The 16512-nt window shown below is 68.5% G+C and carries 17 protein-coding genes and 1 pseudogene; 4 read left to right on the top strand and 14 right to left on the bottom strand.

The genetic code is table 11. The annotated features are described in order from the left end of the window. The first annotated feature begins 32 nt into the window (after nucleotides 1–32). Nucleotides 33–863 (top strand): NAD-dependent protein deacetylase, encoded by an 831-nt coding sequence (locus ACTHN1_RS02925; RefSeq protein WP_440469470.1) that lies wholly within the window; start codon nucleotides 33–35, stop codon nucleotides 861–863. A gap of 211 nt (nucleotides 864–1074) precedes the next feature. Here ACTHN1_RS02925 and ACTHN1_RS02920 read toward each other — a convergent pair whose 3' ends face one another. The 3 genes from ACTHN1_RS02920 to ACTHN1_RS02910 all read right to left on the bottom strand — a co-directional run bounded on the left by ACTHN1_RS02920 (nucleotide 1075) and on the right by ACTHN1_RS02910 (nucleotide 4330). After that, on the bottom strand, nucleotides 1075–3069 hold the full coding sequence (locus ACTHN1_RS02920; RefSeq protein ID WP_440469469.1) for a putative bifunctional diguanylate cyclase/phosphodiesterase: 1995 nt from the start codon (nucleotides 3067–3069) through the stop codon (nucleotides 1075–1077). A 13-nt stretch (nucleotides 3070–3082) separates the two neighbouring features. Then, complete coding sequence (locus ACTHN1_RS02915) at nucleotides 3083–3631, bottom strand: heme NO-binding domain-containing protein (RefSeq protein ID WP_440469468.1); 549 nt, start codon at nucleotides 3629–3631, stop codon at nucleotides 3083–3085. Between the two features lie 159 nt (nucleotides 3632–3790). Further along, the gene (locus ACTHN1_RS02910; protein ID WP_440469467.1) at nucleotides 3791–4330 is read right to left on the bottom strand and encodes a DNA-3-methyladenine glycosylase I; all 540 of its coding nucleotides are present in this window, start codon (nucleotides 4328–4330) and stop codon (nucleotides 3791–3793) included. A 36-nt stretch (nucleotides 4331–4366) separates the two neighbouring features. On the opposite strand from ACTHN1_RS02910, the gene ACTHN1_RS02905 reads away from it, so the two are divergent. From ACTHN1_RS02905 to ACTHN1_RS02895, 3 genes are all read left to right on the top strand, one after another. Continuing rightward, nucleotides 4367–4930, top strand: coding sequence for a YqgE/AlgH family protein (locus tag ACTHN1_RS02905; protein WP_440469466.1), 564 nt, complete (start codon nucleotides 4367–4369; stop codon nucleotides 4928–4930). A gap of 85 nt (nucleotides 4931–5015) precedes the next feature. After that, nucleotides 5016–5468 carry a Holliday junction resolvase RuvX gene (ruvX, locus tag ACTHN1_RS02900; protein WP_440469465.1) on the top strand — a complete coding sequence of 151 codons (453 nt, stop codon included), beginning with the start codon at nucleotides 5016–5018 and terminating at the stop codon, nucleotides 5466–5468. A gap of 175 nt (nucleotides 5469–5643) precedes the next feature. After that, nucleotides 5644–6588, top strand: coding sequence for an aspartate carbamoyltransferase catalytic subunit (locus ACTHN1_RS02895; protein ID WP_440469464.1), 945 nt, complete (start codon nucleotides 5644–5646; stop codon nucleotides 6586–6588). A gap of 19 nt (nucleotides 6589–6607) precedes the next feature. Here the strand turns inward: ACTHN1_RS02895 and ACTHN1_RS02890 are convergent, their stop codons facing one another. The 11 genes and pseudogenes from ACTHN1_RS02890 to ACTHN1_RS02840 form a co-directional block, all read right to left on the bottom strand. Next, complete coding sequence (locus tag ACTHN1_RS02890) at nucleotides 6608–8176, bottom strand: GGDEF domain-containing protein (RefSeq protein WP_440469463.1); 1569 nt, start codon at nucleotides 8174–8176, stop codon at nucleotides 6608–6610. 88 nt (nucleotides 8177–8264) lie between these two features. Continuing rightward, entirely contained in the window at nucleotides 8265–8537 is a 273-nt protein-coding gene (locus tag ACTHN1_RS02885; protein ID WP_440469462.1) for a hypothetical protein, read from the bottom strand. Between the two features lie 6 nt (nucleotides 8538–8543). Further along, nucleotides 8544–9329 carry a prolyl oligopeptidase family serine peptidase gene (locus ACTHN1_RS02880; RefSeq protein ID WP_440469568.1) on the bottom strand — a complete coding sequence of 262 codons (786 nt, stop codon included), beginning with the start codon at nucleotides 9327–9329 and terminating at the stop codon, nucleotides 8544–8546. A gap of 258 nt (nucleotides 9330–9587) precedes the next feature. Continuing rightward, on the bottom strand, nucleotides 9588–10949 hold the full coding sequence (gene mgtE, locus ACTHN1_RS02875) for a magnesium transporter (RefSeq protein WP_440469461.1): 1362 nt from the start codon (nucleotides 10947–10949) through the stop codon (nucleotides 9588–9590). A 131-nt stretch (nucleotides 10950–11080) separates the two neighbouring features. Further along, nucleotides 11081–12799, bottom strand: a complete 1719-nt coding sequence (ptsP, locus tag ACTHN1_RS02870) for a phosphoenolpyruvate--protein phosphotransferase (RefSeq protein WP_440469460.1) — start codon at nucleotides 12797–12799, stop codon at nucleotides 11081–11083. Continuing rightward, on the bottom strand, nucleotides 12799–13068 hold the full coding sequence (locus tag ACTHN1_RS02865; RefSeq protein WP_440469459.1) for an HPr family phosphocarrier protein: 270 nt from the start codon (nucleotides 13066–13068) through the stop codon (nucleotides 12799–12801). Before ACTHN1_RS02865 ends, ptsP begins: the two co-directional genes overlap by 1 nt. Then, nucleotides 13061–13453, bottom strand: coding sequence for a PTS sugar transporter subunit IIA (locus ACTHN1_RS02860; protein WP_440469458.1), 393 nt, complete (start codon nucleotides 13451–13453; stop codon nucleotides 13061–13063). Before ACTHN1_RS02860 ends, ACTHN1_RS02865 begins: the two co-directional genes overlap by 8 nt. Before the next feature lie 122 nt (nucleotides 13454–13575). Beyond that, nucleotides 13576–14454 carry an RNase adapter RapZ gene (gene rapZ / locus ACTHN1_RS02855; RefSeq protein ID WP_440469567.1) on the bottom strand — a complete coding sequence of 293 codons (879 nt, stop codon included), beginning with the start codon at nucleotides 14452–14454 and terminating at the stop codon, nucleotides 13576–13578. A 29-nt stretch (nucleotides 14455–14483) separates the two neighbouring features. After that, complete coding sequence (hprK, locus tag ACTHN1_RS02850; protein WP_162110471.1) at nucleotides 14484–15434, bottom strand: HPr(Ser) kinase/phosphatase; 951 nt, start codon at nucleotides 15432–15434, stop codon at nucleotides 14484–14486. Between the two features lie 179 nt (nucleotides 15435–15613). Next, nucleotides 15614–15934 (bottom strand): ribosome hibernation-promoting factor, HPF/YfiA family, encoded by a 321-nt coding sequence (gene hpf / locus ACTHN1_RS02845; RefSeq protein WP_162110459.1) that lies wholly within the window; start codon nucleotides 15932–15934, stop codon nucleotides 15614–15616. Between the two features lie 264 nt (nucleotides 15935–16198). Continuing rightward, nucleotides 16199–16512 (bottom strand): annotated as a pseudogene (locus ACTHN1_RS02840) (RNA polymerase factor sigma-54); the annotation flags it as partial.

Here is a 16512-nt window from a genome sequence, read left to right as displayed (position 1 = left end):
GGCCCGGCGGTTTTCCGCCGTATGATGACGGCATGTCGATTGCCCTTGCCGCACCGCATGTCGAAGCCGCCGAGCGCCTGCGCGACTGGCTGGTTCCGTTCGAGCGCGTGTTCGTGCTGACCGGCGCGGGGTGCAGCACGGCGTCCGGGATTCCGGACTATCGCGATGCCGATGGGCAGTGGAAACGTACGCCACCGGTGACATACCAGGCGTTCACCGGCGAGCCGTTGACCAACGCGCGTTACTGGGCGCGCAGCTTCGTGGGCTGGCCGCGGATGGCGCGTTCGCAGCCCAACGCGGCGCACCGGACCCTGGCGGCATGGCAGGGCGGGCGGCTGTCGCAGTTGTTGACCCAGAACGTGGATGGTCTGCACGAGCGCGCGGGAAGTCGCGACGTGATCGATCTGCATGGGCGCATCGATCAGGTGGTGTGCCTGGGCTGCCGCGCGGTGTCGTCGCGCGCGGCGTTGCAGGATCGTCTGCACGAGGCCAATCCGGATTGGCACGGACTGGAGGCGGCGACCGCACCGGACGGCGACGCGGATCTGGAGGGGCTGGATTTCAGCCGGTTCCGGGTGCCGTCGTGCGAAGCCTGTGGCGGGATGCTGAAGCCGGACGTGGTGTTCTTCGGCGAGAACGTGCCGCGGGATCGCTATGAAAGGGCGCTGGCGGCGCTGGATGTCGCGCAGGCGCTGCTGGTGGTCGGTTCTTCGCTGATGGTCTATTCGGGTTTCCGCTTTGCCCGCATCGCGCATGAGGCAGGCAAACCGATCGCCTTGCTCAATCGCGGACAGACCCGCGCGGATGCGCTGGCGGATCTGAAGCTGGATGCCGATTGTGTGGCGGTGCTTCCTGCTGTGTAGGGTGGGTGGTCGGGAATGCGGGTGTGCCGGTGGCGTCCTGTTTGTGTTCGCGGCGGAAGGCGACTGACGCTTGATGAGAAGAGGATGTCAGATCGGCGGATTTGCCCCCATCCGCCTTCGGCACCTTCCCCCGCGGGCGGGGGAAGGGTTAGGTCATATGATCGGTGTGTCATGCGGTATGGCGCTGTGCCGTAGATGGCGCACGCCACTCCTACGGCAGGGCGCGGAGCTGGCGGAGCAGGGCTTCGCAGTCGCTGGCGGGCATGGGGGGAGCGAACAGGTGGCCTTGCAGGCCGTCGCACCCCAGATCGCGCAGCGTGGTGGCCTGGAATTCGGTTTCCACGCCTTCGGCGACCAGCGAGAGTCCCAGGCTGTGGCCGAGTTCGATGATGCTGCGGATGATCGGATAGTGCAGGCCGACGTCCGCGGCGGCGTCGATTTCGCTGATGAAGGATCGATCGATCTTCAGCGTGTCCACCAGCAGCTGGCGCAGGTAGTTGAGCGACGAATAGCCGGTGCCGAAGTCGTCGATGGCCACGCGCACGCCCAGCGCGCGCAGTTCGCGCAGGTGGCGGGCGGTGGACTGGATGTCCTGCATCACCAGGCTTTCGGTCAATTCCAGTTCCAGCGACGACGCCGGCAGGCCGGTGGCGTCCAGCACGCGGGCGACGGTGCGGGTCCAGTCTTCCTGCTGGAGCTGCACCGCGGACAGATTGACCGCCATCAGCAGGTTGGCGACACCGGCGCGCTGCCAGCGCGCCATCTGCCGGCAGGCGTGCTCCAGCGCCCATTGTCCGATCGCCAGGATCAGCCCGGATTCCTCGGCGATGGGGATGAAGCGGCTCGGCGGGATGGCGCCCAGGCGCGGATGGTTCCAGCGCATCAGCGCTTCGAAGCCGATCAGCACGCCGTCGGCGCGGTACTGCGGCTGGTAGTGCAGGGCCAGTTGGCCTTCCTGCAGGGCGTGGTGGAGATCCGCGCGCAGGTCCAGCAGTTCGCGGCTGCCGGCGGTCAGTTCGGGGGTGAAGAATTCGAAACAGTTCTTGCCGCGCGCCTTGGCCCGATACATCGCGGCGTCCGCGTTGCGTTGCAGTTGCTCGGCGTCGCGGGCATCGTCCGGGAACAGCGCGATGCCGATGCTGCCGGTCACGTACAACTCGTGTCCGTCGATCGGGATGGGCCGGCGCAGCGTTTCCAGGCAGCGTTCGGCCATCCGGGTGGCGTCGGCGACGCTCTTCATGCCCGGCAGGATCAGGGTGAACTCGTCGCCGCCCATCCGCGCGAGGGTGTCGGTCTCGCGCAGCAGGCGGCGGATGCGCCGGGTGGCGGCCATCAGCACGTTGTCGCCCTGCTGGTGGCCCAAGGTGTCGTTGATGTGCTTGAAACCATCCAGATCCAGGAACAGCACGCCGACCCGATGCTCCTCGCGGCGCGCATGTGCGATGGCCTGGTTGAGGCGATCCCGGAACAGGAAGCGGTTGGGCAGATCGGTCAGGGCGTCGTGATGGGCCTGGTGGTTGAGGCTGTCGGCGAGCTGGCGGTGGCCGATGGCGAGCGCGGCGAGCCCGCTGATCATCATCATCCACTCCAGTTCCGATTCGGTGGGCGGGCGCCCGCTCGGGGGATGCAGGGCGAATTCGCCGATGTGTTCGCCGTGGGTGGTGGTCAACGGTACCGACCACGCGTTGCGCACGCCTTCCAGCAGCCCGCTGTCGCAATGCCGGCGCCAGACCGGATGCCGGCGGATGTCGTTCACCAGCTGGATCTGGCGCTGCTCGTGCGCGCTGTCGGGCAACCAGGCCAGCGGTGCCTGGATGACCGGATTGCGTCCTTCCAGCAGGGGCCGGTCGGCATGGAAAAGCTCGCCGTCGGCGTGCACCGCGATGAAGCAGCGGCCTCCGGGCGTCTGCGCTTCGACCATGCGGGTGAGTTCGACCAGGATGCTGTGCAGCGGATGACCCTGCACGATGCGTTCCAGGAAACTCTCCAGCGTTTCGGCCTGGATGCGGCGGCTGATTTCCTCCTGCAGCTGCCGGTTGAGGGTGTTGGTGGCGACGGTCTGCGCCCGCAGCGCATGGAATGCCTGCTCGCGCTTCTGCTGCTCGACGTACAGCTCCAGGCTCTTTTCCTCGATGAACAGTTCCGCCGCGCGGCGGGCCTGCTTTTCGCGTTCCAGTCTCCGTCTGAGCAGTTGCAGTTCGTCCATGGATGGAACCGGCTCAGTCCACCCGGGTCAGCAGGAATCGGATTGCGGTGCCGCCCTCTTCGGCGGCCAGCGGCAGGCGTTCGATCCGCAGGCGTTCGCCATAGTGATCCGCGCAGCCGGTGATGAGGCCCTCAGCCAGATCCCCCAGCGGACGACGGGAGCGATAGTCGAACACCATGCGGCGATCGTCCTCGCGCTTGCTGCTGAAGCTGGGCAGCTCGGCGCCGGGATACAGCTTCAGCACTTCGACGTGGACGTGGTCGTCCACCTGTTCCAGGAACTCGAAGGAGGACCGCACGTTCTCGAAGAAACGCGGATAACTCTTCACGAACCGCCCGAACAGGTACTGGCCGAACTCGCGCACCAGTTCCGCCGCCGGCAGGCCGGTTTCGCGGCTGAGCTGCACGACCAGGGCCAGCAGTTCGGTGTGGTCATAGGTACCCACGGCGGTGTAGATGCCGCCGCTGGGCAGGTGCGCGGCCTCGAGCACGCGCTCGGTCAGCTCCGGCCCGAACCGGCTGTCCATCATCTCCATGAACTCGGTGAACACGACTCCTTTCATGCCTTTTCCTCCGAGTAGCGATGATGGCCGGAGTATGCCCGCAACCATGAAATCAGACCATGCGGGCCTGACCCTTCCGATATCGGACGGCGTCGTGGAAGATTGAGCGCCAGGTGGTAAGCGGCGCTTACCAGTTTTCAACCGGATGGCGCGTGCGGATCAGCGCGCCGACTGCCAGGGCGGCGACAACGCGGCGATGCGCGCGTGCGCGGGGCAGCTTTCGCGGTGCGCGCCGCGCAGGTAACCCAGGCTCATCAGGAACTCACCGGTGATCTCGCCGCCGGTGAAGCGGAAGGTCCGCTTGAACAGTTTGATCCACTCGGGCTTGCCGAGCGGGTGGTGCGCGTCCAGCCAGGCGGCGAAACCGCCATGGGAACCGCGCAGTTGCTGGATGACCCGGGCGTTGTGGATGGCCGCGTCCACCTTCAGGCGGTTGCGGATGATGCCGGGGTCGGCCAGCAGGCGCTCCCGGTCGGCGTCCCCGTAGGCGGCCACGGTGTCCACGTCGAAGCCGTGGTAGGCCTGCCGGAACCCCTCGCGCTTGCGCAGGATGGTTTCCCAGCTGAGCCCGGCCTGGTTGATTTCCAGCAGCAGGCGCTCGAACAGGACCGCTTCCTCCCGTTGGGGGAAACCGTACTCCTGGTCGTGGTAGGGGCCGTGGACGGGGTGGCCGGGGGCGACGTCGCAATATCCGCTCATGCGGTCAGGGTAGCGCGGTCGGGCTAAAATGGCGCCATGTCCGCCGAAACCTTCCTCGCCAACCAGCTGCTGATCGCCTCGCCGGCCTTGGATGATCCCAATTTCGCCCGCAGCGTGACCCTGATCTGCCAGCACGACGGCGAGGGCGCGATGGGAGTGATGGTCAACCGCCCGTCCGAGTACACCCTGGGCGAGGTGCTGCAGCAGATGCAGCTGGATACCCCGGACGAGGGATTGCGCGAGCAGATCGTCCTGAACGGCGGGCCGGTGCATCCGGAACGCGGGTTCGTGCTGCACGACGACGCGCGGGCCTGGGACTCCACCCTCACCGTGGCCGAAGGGCTGTACCTGACCACGTCGCGCGACATCCTGGAAGCGATGGCCGCCGGCAAAGGCCCGGAACGCGCCATCGTCACCCTGGGCTGCGCGGGATGGGGCGCGGGTCAACTGGAATTCGAGCTGGGCGAAAACGCCTGGCTGACCGCGCCGGCCGATGCCGGCCTGCTGTTCGAATTGCCGCTGGAACGACGCTGGCAGGCGGCGGGAGGCCTGATTGGTGTAGACATGACCAGGCTCACAGACTACAGCGGACACGCATGAAACCCTGTCGCCGGAACCGTCGCGCCGTCCCCGGAAGGCAAACCCGCCCGCCGGCGTGGTCCGGTCGGCGTTCCTGGAGTCGGCCATGAAGTTGGATGGCACGGTGTTGGGATTCGACGTCGGTGCGCGACGCATCGGCGTGGCCGTGGGCAGCGCCTTCGGCAGCGGCGCGCGCGCGCTGGCGGTGGTGGACGTGCATGCGCACGGACCGGATTGGCCCGCCATCGATCGGCTGCATGCGGAATGGCGCCCGGATGGCCTGGTGGTTGGCGATCCGATGACCCTGGACGGCGGCGATCAACCCAATCGCAAGCGCGCCCAGGCGTTCGCGCGGGAACTGCACGCGCGCTACAAACTGCCGGTGGTGCTGGTGGACGAACGCGCCAGTTCCATCGAGGCGTCGCAGCGGTTCGCGCTGGATCGCGCCGAAGGCCGCAAGCGCAAGCGCGATGCCGCCGCGCTGGACGCGGTGGCGGCGGCGGTGATCATCGAGCGCTGGCTGGCCGCGCCGCAGGACGCCACGCAGGTGACCCTTTGATCGAGGTGGCGACCCTTCGCCCCGGACCGGGTGCTGCCCGCGTTCTCCCCACGCTTTTTCCGTTTTCGATCCGCGCCGCCGGCGCGATATCCGGTTTCCCCTGTTTCAACTTCCCACCGGGCGCGGCGACACCGCCGGTTTCCCGGTTCCGCCCCTTGCATTCCAGAACTGAGCCATGACCCAGCAAATCGATTCGGATGGACGCCTGCGGCACCTGCTGACCTTGGATGGTCTTCCCCGCGAAACCCTCTGCCGCCTGCTGGACCGCGCCGGCCAGATCCGCGACACCGCGCTCGGTCGCACCCAGCGCCGCAACCTGCTCGACGGCACCACGGTGTGCACGCTGTTCTTCGAACCGTCGACCCGCACGCGCAGTTCGTTCCAGATTGCCGCCCAGCGCCTGGGCGCGGACGTGTTGAACTTCGACGCCTCCACCTCCTCGACCCGCAAGGGCGAGACCGCGCGCGACACCCTGCGCAACCTGGAAGCGATGGGCGTGCGCGGCTTCGTGGTGCGGCACGCCGACGACGGCGCGGTGGACGCGCTGGCCGAAGCGGCGGGCGAGGGCACGACCCTGGTCAATGCCGGCGACGGCCGCAGCGCGCACCCCACCCAGGGCCTGCTGGATGCGCTGACCCTGCGCCAGGCCAAGGGCGCGGATTTCTCGCGGCTGAAGGTGCTGATTGTCGGCGACGTCAAGCATTCGCGCGTGGCGCGTTCGGATCTGCACGCGCTGCGCACGCTGGGCACCGGCGAGATCCGGGTATGCGGTCCGCAGTCGCTGCTGCCCGATGACGGCACCCTGGCCGGCTGCACCGTCGGCGACGATTTCGACGCCATGCTCGACGGCGTGGACGCGGTGATGATGCTGCGCCTGCAGCGCGAGCGGATGGAGGAAGGCCTGATCGCCTCGCTCGAGGATTACCACCGCGACTACGGCTTGACCCAGGCCCGCCTGGGCCGCGCGGCGAAGGATGCGGTGGTGCTGCATCCGGGCCCGATCAACCGTGGCGTGGAGATCACCGACGAGGTCGCGGACGGTCCGCAGTCGCTGGTGCTGCGCCAGGTCAGCAACGGCGTGGCCATCCGGATGGCGGTGCTGGAGACCCTGCTGGGCTGAACCCGCCTGGCGGCGCGGTTCAGTCGCGCGCCGCCATCACCCGGTTCTTGCCGGCGGCCTTGGCCTGGTACATCGCGCGGTCGGCGCGTTCGACCAGCGCATCCTGCGGCTCGCCGTCGCGCCACATCGCCACGCCCGCGCTGAAGGTCACCGCCAGGCGTTCGTTCTCATGCAGGAACGGACGCTGCGCCAGGCGCTGCTGGGCGCGCTCGACGATCGACACCGCTTCGCGGAACGAGGTGTCCGGCAGCAGCAGCACGAATTCCTCGCCGCCGAAGCGGCCGATCGCGTCGCTGCCGCGCAGCGCACCGCGCGTGACCGCGACCACGTGGCGCAACGCCGCGTCGCCGCCGAGATGGCCGTGGTTGGCGTTGATCAGGCGGAAATCGTCCAGGTCCAGCAGGGCCAGGCACAGGGGCTGGCCGCTGCGCAGCGCGCGGCTGGACTCGCGCCGGAACAGTTCCTCGAAGCCGCGCCGGTTCAGCGCCTCGGTCAACTGATCCACCCGCACCAGGTTGGAAACCGATTGCAGTTCCTGCTCCAGGCTGGCCACGCGCTGCTCGGCGGCTTCGGCCTCCGCGCGCACCGCGACCAGATCGTCGCGCGCGCGCAGGGCTTGCCGTTGCAGCTGCGCGGTGTCCTGCAGGATATCCTCCATCCGCTTGCCCAGTTCGGCGATGCTGCGGCTGTCGCGGACGGCCTGCGCGTGGAAGCTGATGCGGTCGTGGAATTCGCCGGTGCTGCTGGCCATGCCGTCGAGGCGTTCGACGAAGGTGACCATCATGTCCTTCATCGCGGCCTTGGACTCGTTGAGTCCCTGCTTGAGCAGGCCCTGCTTGTAGATGACCTCGCGCAGGCCGGTCCGGGTCTCCTCCAGCCGCTCGCGGTCCAGCGGGCCGGTCAGCAGGCCGCGCGCGGCCGCGATCTGATCCTGCAGCCAGCTGCCGTCCTCCAGCAGTTCGCCGACGTTCTCCAGCAGCAGATCGAACAGGCTGCGCAGCAGTTCCTGCGCGTCGCTGGCCTCGTGGCTGCCCTGGCCGATCGCATGGCACAGACCCTTGAGCTGGCCATCGAGCGCGGCCAGCGGCTGGCCGGGCTGCCAGGCCTTCAGGTCGTCGGCGACGCGCTGGGTCTGCTGGTGCAGGCGCGCGTCTTCCCGCAGCAGGGTTTCCACCGCCATCACCAGGGTGTGGTGGAGCAGTCCGCGCAGTTGCTCGGCTTCGCTGGGGGCATCGCTGCCCGGCACCGGTTCGTCGGGAATGGTGCGGATGTATTTGTCGATCAGCTGGCGCATGGCGCGGCCATAGCCGACCCAGTCGCCGTCCGCGCACGCGGCCTGCAGACGCTGGCCCATGCCGCGCAGTTCGCCGCCCAGGCCCGCCACGCCGTCGGCGAACGCGGACACCAGCGCCGGCGGCGTGTCGGCGTGCAGGAACAGGCTCTGCAACTGGGCCGAGCTGATGAGCGGCCGGGTGTTGTCGTGCGTGGTCAGTTCCCGGCCACCCGATGGCGTGCGCTTGTGGCCGCGCGCCCACAGGCGGCGGAAGCCGCCGGTCAGGCCGGGAGGGACATCGGAACGTTCGGCCATGGAGTCTGCTCGCCGCGGATCTTTCGTGAAGGGGCGCCGGGTTATCGGCGGCGCCGGGCGGCAATTGAGGGCCGGGTGACGGACGGTGTCAGCGCGGACCCAGGTGACGTTCGGCCTCCTCCAGCAATGCCAGCTGCTGGAGGGCTTCGGGATGTCCGGCCGCCGCCGCCGCGCGGACCTGCGCCAGGTCCGGATGGCGGACGATCAGCAGCAGGTTGCCGCACTCCGGGCAGGCGTAGTCGGTCACCTCGTCCTGCAGGTCCATCTGCATGGCGCGGGAATCGCCGTGCCAGCCACAGGCGCACTCGTGCCGGCGTTCGCGCCAGCCGGGAGTGAAGTAGTCGTTGAGCAGTTCGGCCATGGGAGGTCAGCGGTGTTGCTGGAACAGCCAGGTCCACAGTCCGGGCGTGGCGTAGGCCGGATCCCAGGAGTTGTGGTTGGCGTCGGGGAATTCGGTGTAGCGCACGTCGCCGCCGGCCTGCTTCAGCGCGGCGTCCATCCGCCGCGACTGCGCCGGCGGCACCACATCGTCCTTGCCGCCGTGGAAGATCCAGACCGGCACATGCTTGAGCCGGCGCGCGGCCTCGGCGAAGGGATCCGGCGCCGAGACCACGCTGTGCGCGACCATGCTCGGACGACGATCGGTCCAGTCCACCGTCAGCCCGCCGCAGATCGGCACGAGCGCGGCGAAGCGCTGCGGCTGCTGAAGCGCCAGTTCCCAGGTGCCGTAGCCACCCATCGACAGGCCGGTGAGGTAGACCCGGTCGGGATCGCCGTCGAATTCCTTCATCGAGGCGTCCAGCGCGGCCAGCGCGATGGCGCCGGCGTCCTGGGTCCACTCGGTGTTGTCGGGCGCCTGCGGAATCACCACCAGCGCCGGGAAATCGTCGAGATGCTTGCGCAGATGGGGCGGCAGGCCGACCTTCATCTGCAACTGGTTGTCCTCGCCGCGCTCGCCGGAACCGTGCAGGAACAGGATCACCGGCGTCTTCCCGCGGCCGTGCCCGGCGGGCACGAACACCTGGTAGCGATGGGCCCTGCCGGCGACCTGGACCTCGCGTTCGACGAACGCGCCGTGCGCGGTGACCGGGCGCGTGGCGCAGCCACCCAGCAGCATGGCGGTGGAAAACAGGACGAGCATCAGCAGGACCAGGCGAGGGGAGAGGAATCGACGCGGGCGATCATGCGCGGAGCCAGGCAGGGCGTTGGTCATCATGCGGGGGTTCCCAGGGTGGCGTGGAGACAGGGGGCGACACGGACGGGGCATGGAACAGCCGGAACCCATGATGGACCCGGAACGGACGCGCGGCCAGCCCGGCGGCGATGCCGCGATCGAGGCGAGGGGCGGCGGGGGCGGGCACGCGCCGGCCCGCGGCGCGGCGTGTCCGGCGACTCCCGCGACACACGGCCTTCACTGCAGCAGGATCAGGGTCGCCAGGCCCAGGAAGCTGAGGAAACCCATCACGTCGGTGACGGTGGTGAGGATCACGCCGCCGGCCAGCGCCGGGTCGAAACCCAGTCGCTTGAGCGTCAGCGGCACCAGCACGCCGGCGGTCGCGGCGGTCAGCAGGTTGATGGTCAGCGCGCTGCCGATCACCAGCGAAAGGCCCAACTGGTGGAACCACAGGAACACGATGATGCCCAGCCCGACGCCCAGGCACAGGCCATTGATCAGCGCGACCGACAGTTCCTTCTTCAGCAGCGTCATCACGTTGGAGGCGCCGATCTGGCCCAGCGCCAGGCCGCGCACCATCAGCGCCAGCACCTGGGTGCCGGCGTTGCCGCCCATGCCGGCGACGATCGGCATCAGCGCGGCCAGCGCCACCAGCTTGGCTATGCTGCCTTCGAACTGGCCGACCACGCTGGCGGCGAGGAAGGCCGTGCACAGGTTGATGCCCAGCCAGATCAGGCGGCGCCGGAACGCGCGCCGGACCGGCGAGAACAGATCCTCGTCCTCGTCCAGGCCGGCCGCGCTCATGGCCTGGTGCTCGGCCTGTTCGCGGATGATGTCGACCACGTCGTCGATGGTGATGCGGCCGAGCAGGATGTTGTTGTCGTCCACCACCGGCGCGGAAATCCAGTCGTGGTCGGAGAACTGGCGCGCCACTTCCTGCGCGCTCTCGCCGACGTCGATGGCCGGCTGTTCGTCGTCGATCAGCCGGTTGACCGGCGTGCTGTCCTCGTGGGTGACCAGCGAGGCCAGCGACACCCGGCCCAGGTACTGGTGGCGGCGGCTGACCACGAACAGGTGGTCGGTGTGGTCCGGCAGCTCGCCGCGCAGGCGCAGGTAGCGCAGCACCACGTCCACGTTGACGTCGGCGCGCACCGTCACCACGTCCGGATTCATCAGGCGGCCGGCGGTGTCCTCGGGGTAGGACAACACCTGCTCCAGGCGCTCGCGGTTTTCCCGGTCCATCGACTTGAGGACTTCGTCGATGACGGTGTCCGGCAGATCCTCGACCAGATCGGCCAGGTCGTCGATGTCCAGGTCTTCGACCGCGGCGATGATTTCGTCCGGGTCCATGTCCGCCAGCAGGCTTTCGCGGACTTCGTCGCCGACGTGCACCAGCACCTCGCCGTCGTCCTCGGCATCCACCAGGCCCCAGACCACCTCGCGCTTGCCGGGCGGCAGCGATTCCAGCAGGTTGCCGATTTCAGCGGGAGCGAGGGTGTTGACCAGCCGGCGCACAGGGCCCAGCCGGCCGCTGTCGAGAGCGTCGGAAAGCAGGCGCAGTTGACGCGCGGTCTTGTCGTGGCGGACGGCTTCGGCCATGCAGTGCTCCGAAACGGGGCCGATCCGCAGGACGGATGCGACCGTGGCATCAGATGTTCATGGCGCCATTATCGCCTGCCGCTGAGATTATGGACACCCCGCACCGGCACTTTCTGCGCGCTGGAGGCGAATCAGATCGCGGTGGATTTCAGCCAGCGCTCGATGCCGGCGCGATCCCGGGCCTTGAGCAGCTTTTCACCGGCGGCCTGCAGGGCGGCCAGATCGGTGCCACGGATCACCCGGCGCAGCTCCAGCAGCGTGTTCGGGTGCAGGCTGAATTCCCGCAGCCCCAGGGCCAGCAGCAGCGGCGCCAGCCGAGGATCGCCGGCCATTTCGCCGCATACGGCCACCGGTACGTCATGGGCCTGGCCGATGCTGATCACGTGCCGCAGCAGCCGGATCACGCCCGGGTGCAGCGGGGAATACAGTTCCCCCAGCGCCTCGTTGTTGCGGTCGGCGGCCAGCAGGTACTGCACCAGATCGTTGGTGCCGATGGAGACGAAGTCGACCACGTCGACGAAGCCGTGGATGGCGATCGCCGCCGCCGGCACTTCGATCATCGCCCCCAGCTGCACCTGGCCGGCGATTTCCAGCCCGCGCTTGTGCAACTGCGCGGAGACACGCTTGATCAGGCGCCGGATGGCCAGGATCTCCTCGCGGCTGCTGATCATCGGAATCAGGATCCGCACCGGTCCGTAGGCCGAGGCCCGCAGGATGGCGCGCAGCTGGGTGTCGAACACGCCGTCGCGGGCCAGCGACAGGCGCACCCCGCGCAGGCCGAGCGCCGGATTGTCTTCATCGTCCAGCGCCAGGCCGGTGCGATCGGCCTTGTCCGCGCCCAGGTCCAGGGTGCGGATGGTCACCGGACGACCGCTCATGCCCAGCACCACGTCGCGGTAGGCGCGGAACTGCTCGTCTTCGTCCGGCAGCTCGTTGCGCTGCAGGAACAGGAACTCGGTGCGGTACAGGCCGACGCCCGCGGCCCCGAGCGCATGCGCGTGCGCCACGTCGTCCAGCGACTCGGCGTTGGCGTACAGCGCGATGTCCACGCCGTCGCGGGTGCGGCTGGGTTTGGAACGCAGGCGTCCCAGCTCGCGTTCCTCGCGCGCCACCTCGCGCAGGCGCTCGCGGTAGCCGCGCAGGTCGCTCGCATTCGGTTCCACCACCACCCGGCCGGTGGTGCCGTCGACGATCAGGACATCGCCGTCATTGACCCGTTGCAGCGCCTGGGCCGCGCCGACCACCAGCGGCATGTGCAGGCTGCGCGCGAGGATGGCGCTGTGCGAGAGCGTGCTGCCGGCCGAGGTGACGATGGCGACCACGCCCTGCGATTGCAGCTGGGCCAGTTCGGAAGGCGCGATGTTGTCGCAGACCAGGATGTCGCCGGCCACGCCTTCGGCATCGGCCGCGCGCTGCTGCAGATGGGCATGGATGCGGCCGATGACGTGATCCAGATCGTCCATCCGGCTCTTGAGATAGGCATCGTCCATGTCGTCGAACACCGCCGCCAGGCGGTCGCGCTGCAGGCGCAGGGCGTAGTCGGCGCTGTAGCGGCCGGTGCGGATCAGTTCGTCCAGGCCGTACAGCAGCTCCGGATCGTCCAGCAGCAGGGCGTGCAGATCCAGGAACTCGCCGACCTCCTTGGCGAGCGCGCCGTGCAGGCGATCGCGCAGGCGATGCATTTCCTCGCGGGTCGCCTCCACCGCCACGTGCAGGCGACGCAGTTCCGCCTCCACCGCGTGAGCGGGGATGCGCTGTTCGGCGACTTCAAGCGCGTGCGGCAGCCGGACCCGGGCGCGCCCCAATGCGCTCCCGCGCGATGCGCCATGGCCCGACAGCAGCGTTCGCATCAGGCGTCCTCGTCGAACCGTCGTTCGAACAGGGAGGCAACCGCGTCCATCGCGGCGGCTTCGTCCACGCCGTCCACCCGCACGATCACCGGCGTGCCCTGGCCGGCGGCCAGCAGCATCACGCCCATGATGCTCTTGGCGTTGACCTCGCGCCCCTTGGCGGCCAGCGTCACGTTGCAGCGGAAGCCGGCCAGGGCCTGGACCAGCTTGGCGGTCGCGCGGGCATGCAGGCCCAGGCGGTTGGAGACGGTGAGTTCGCGTTCAAGCATCGTCGTGGATGACTCCGTTGCGTGCGCCGGCGGCCGCGGTCGCCGGCAGTTCGTCCAGTCCCTGTTCCGAATAATTCATCACCCGCAACAGCATCGGCAGGCTCAGCGCGGATACCCGCCGGATGGGCGTGCCCAGGCGCGCCAGCTTTCCGGCCAGGTTGCTGGGACTGGCGCCGTACAGATCGGTCAGCACCAGCACGCCTTCGCCCCCGTCGACCCGTCGCAGCGCGGCCGAAGCCTGCGGCAACAGCGCGTCCAGGTCGGCGTCGAACGGGACCTCGAAGGCTTCCGCCTTCAATGGCAGTTGACGCAACAGGGTCGCCGCGACGGCCAGGAGGGACGCGCCGATGCCGGGATGGGTGATGAGGAGAATGCCACAAGCCATTCCAGAACGTTAACAGACCGGGATGACATGCCGGAAGCGGTTTTCACGGGACGCGGCGTTGCGCGTGAAGGCCGGGTCAAGGCGCGGCGCGGACCCGCGCCACCCGTGCCGGAGGGCCGTGCTCAGTCGAGTTCGCGGTGGAAGGTGGCGACTTCTTCCCAGCCCTGGTTGCGGGCGTGCTGGGCCAGGGTTTCGGCCAGGTACACCGAGCGGTGCTTGCCGCCGGTGCAGCCGAACGCGATGGTGACGTAGCTGCGGGTTTCGCCACGCAGGCGCGGCAGCCAGGTGTCGAGGAACTGGCTGACCTGGCCGACGTACTCGGCGACTTCCGCCTGCGACCGCAGGTATTCGCGCACCTTGGGATCCCGTCCCGAGTACGGGCGCAGCTCCGGGTTCCAGTGCGGGTTGGGCAGCACCCGGGCGTCGAATACGAAGTCGGCGTCCGCCGGCACCCCGCGCTTGTAGGCGAAGGACTCGAACAGCAGCGACAGCGCCGCGCCGCGGTTGAGCGCGAACTCGGCGATGATCCGGCGGCGCAGCTGGTGCACGTTGAGCTGGCTGGTGTCGATGACGACGTCGGCGGCCTCGCGCAGCGGCGTGGTGACCTCGCGTTCGCGGCGGATGGCTTCCTGCAACGACACACCGGTCTGGTTGTGGCTGAGCGGATGCCGGCGGCGGGTGTCGGAGTAGCGCCGCAGCAGGATCTCGTCGGCGGCGTCGAAGAAAATCAGCGTGCCTTCCAGGCCCAGCTGGGCCAGTGCCGCACGCCACTGCGCCAGCTTGCCCAGTTCGGCGTGGCCACTGCGGGCATCGATGCCGACCGCGATTTTCTGCGGCAGGGTGTCGCCCTTCATCAGGCTGCGCACGAACGGCGGCAACAGCTCGACCGGCAGGTTGTCGACGCAGTAGTAGTCGAGATCCTCGAAGGTCTTCAGCGCCACCGACTTGCCCGAACCGGACAGGCCGCTGACGATGACCACCGTCGGGGGCGCCGCGCGCACCGCCGGAGGGATGTCGTCTTCCAGCGAACTCATGGCGTGCTCCGCTCCAGCAGGTTGCTGTGGCGGGCGATGAACATCGCCGCCGGATCGATGCCCTTGGTGCGCAGGATGTGCAGGCGGGTGGCCGCCTCGGTCAGCACCGCCAGGTTGCGTCCGGGCATCACCGGCAGGGTGATCAGGGGCACGTCGAGATCCAGCACATGACGGGTGCCGGAGTCGCCGGTCAGGCGTTCGTAGCCGTGCGGATTGGGTTCGGTCATCGGCCGGGTCAGGTGAACGATCAGGCGCAGGTACTTGTTCTTCTTCACCGCGGTATCGCCGAACATCTCGCGCACGTTCAGCACGCCCAGGCCGCGCACCTCCAGCAGGTCCTGCAGCAGTTCGGGGCAGGTGCCATCCAGCACGTCCGGCGCGATCTGGGTGAACTCGGGCGCATCGTCGGCGACCAGCCGATGGCCGCGGCTCAGCAGTTCCAGCGCCAGTTCGCTCTTGCCGGATCCGGCCTCGCCGGTGATCAGCACGCCGATGGAGTAGATCTCCATGAAGACGCCGTGCAACGTGACCCGCGGCGCCAGCGTGCGCGCGAGGTGGTAGGAGAGGTGGTTGAGCAGTTCATGGCCGCGCTTGGGCGACACCCACAGCGGTGTGTCGTTCTCGTTGGCGGCCTCGCGCAGGTCCTCGGGGCACGACTGGTTCTTGCTGATCACCAGCGCCAGCGGCCTGGCCTGCACGATCTTCTCGATGGTTTCCCAGCGCTGGCGGGAATCCAGCGAGTCGAGCCAGGTCAGTTCCTCGGTGCCGAGGATCTGCACCTTGTTGGGGTAGACGGCATTGAGGTAACCGGCCAGCGATGGGCGCCGCGACACGGTGTCGCCGGATTCCAGCACGCGCTTGTCGCCCTTCTGTCCCGCCAGCCAGCGCAGGGCCAGCTTGTCCTTCTGCTGGTCGAACAGTTCGCGGGCGGTGATGCTGGTATTCATCATGCGGAAGCAGCCGGCGGAAAGGGAGATGCCGGCCCGGAAGGCGGCGTATGCCAGTGTAATGGCCCGTTCGCGACCGCGCGACCGCGCGGAGCCTGATCGCGCGCGGCGTCGGGACAGGACGTGGGGGCCGCCCCGCAGTGCGGAGCGGCCTGCCGGGGCATCGCCCGGCGCGGTGGTCAGCCGATCAGTTCGCTGCGCGCGCCTGCGCGCTGCACGTCGGTGCGCTTTTCCTTGTGCTTGACCAGCAGGCGGTCCAGCTTGTCGGCGAGGATGTCGATGGCGGCATACATGGTCTGCGCGCCGGCATCGGCATGCAGGGTGCGGCCGGCGATGTTGACCGTGGCTTCGGCCAGGTAGTCGGGCTTGCGGGTACCCAGTTGCGTACGGACTTCGAAGGGTTGTTCGAAGTGGCGCTCCAGCCGCTTCAGTTTGGTCTCGACGTATTCACGCAGGGCGGGAGTGACTTCGATTTCGTGGCCGTAAGTCTCGATACGCATGTGTGCCTCCTTCGGTCGGTAGAACCGCGCACGGGGCGCGGAAAGCGTGTCAGTAATGACAACGCGGCAGGGGTCTGGGTTCCGCAGTGCTCCTTATTGCCGGTGGCGATGGCAGGCGGCTGCCTGCAGGACAAAGATGGACCCGTCCGCGGCAACTATCAACCCGTACGCATGCGCTTTTTTGGCGGTCGCGTCGAGGTGTTAGGAAAACGTTCTGCGCGCGCGGAACGCGGTCACGCTTGGTCTCGCGAAACGGCGCGAGGCTCAGGCGATGCGTACGCGTTCGTGCGAAGAAAGGATGTTCAGCGCCTCGCGGTACTTGGCCACGGTGCGCCGCGCCACCGGGATGCCGGACGCCTTCAGCAGGTCGGCCAGCTTCGCATCGGACAGCGGCTTGCGCGGGTTCTCGTTCTCGACCAGGCGCCGGATCATCGCCTGGATGGCGGTGCTGGAGGCTTCGCCGCCCCCGTCGGTGTCGATGCCGGACGCGAAGAAGGCGCGCATGGGCAGGGTGCCGCGCGGCGTCCTGACGTACTTGCGCGCGATGGCGCGCGAGACCGTCGATTCATGCAGGCCGA

Source organism: Pseudoxanthomonas sp., assembly GCF_051953815.1.
Taxonomy (GTDB): Bacteria; Pseudomonadota; Gammaproteobacteria; order Xanthomonadales; family Xanthomonadaceae; genus Pseudoxanthomonas_A.
The sequence above is the reverse complement of the archived record's forward strand: the minus strand, read 5'-3'. Positions and strand labels throughout refer to the sequence as shown.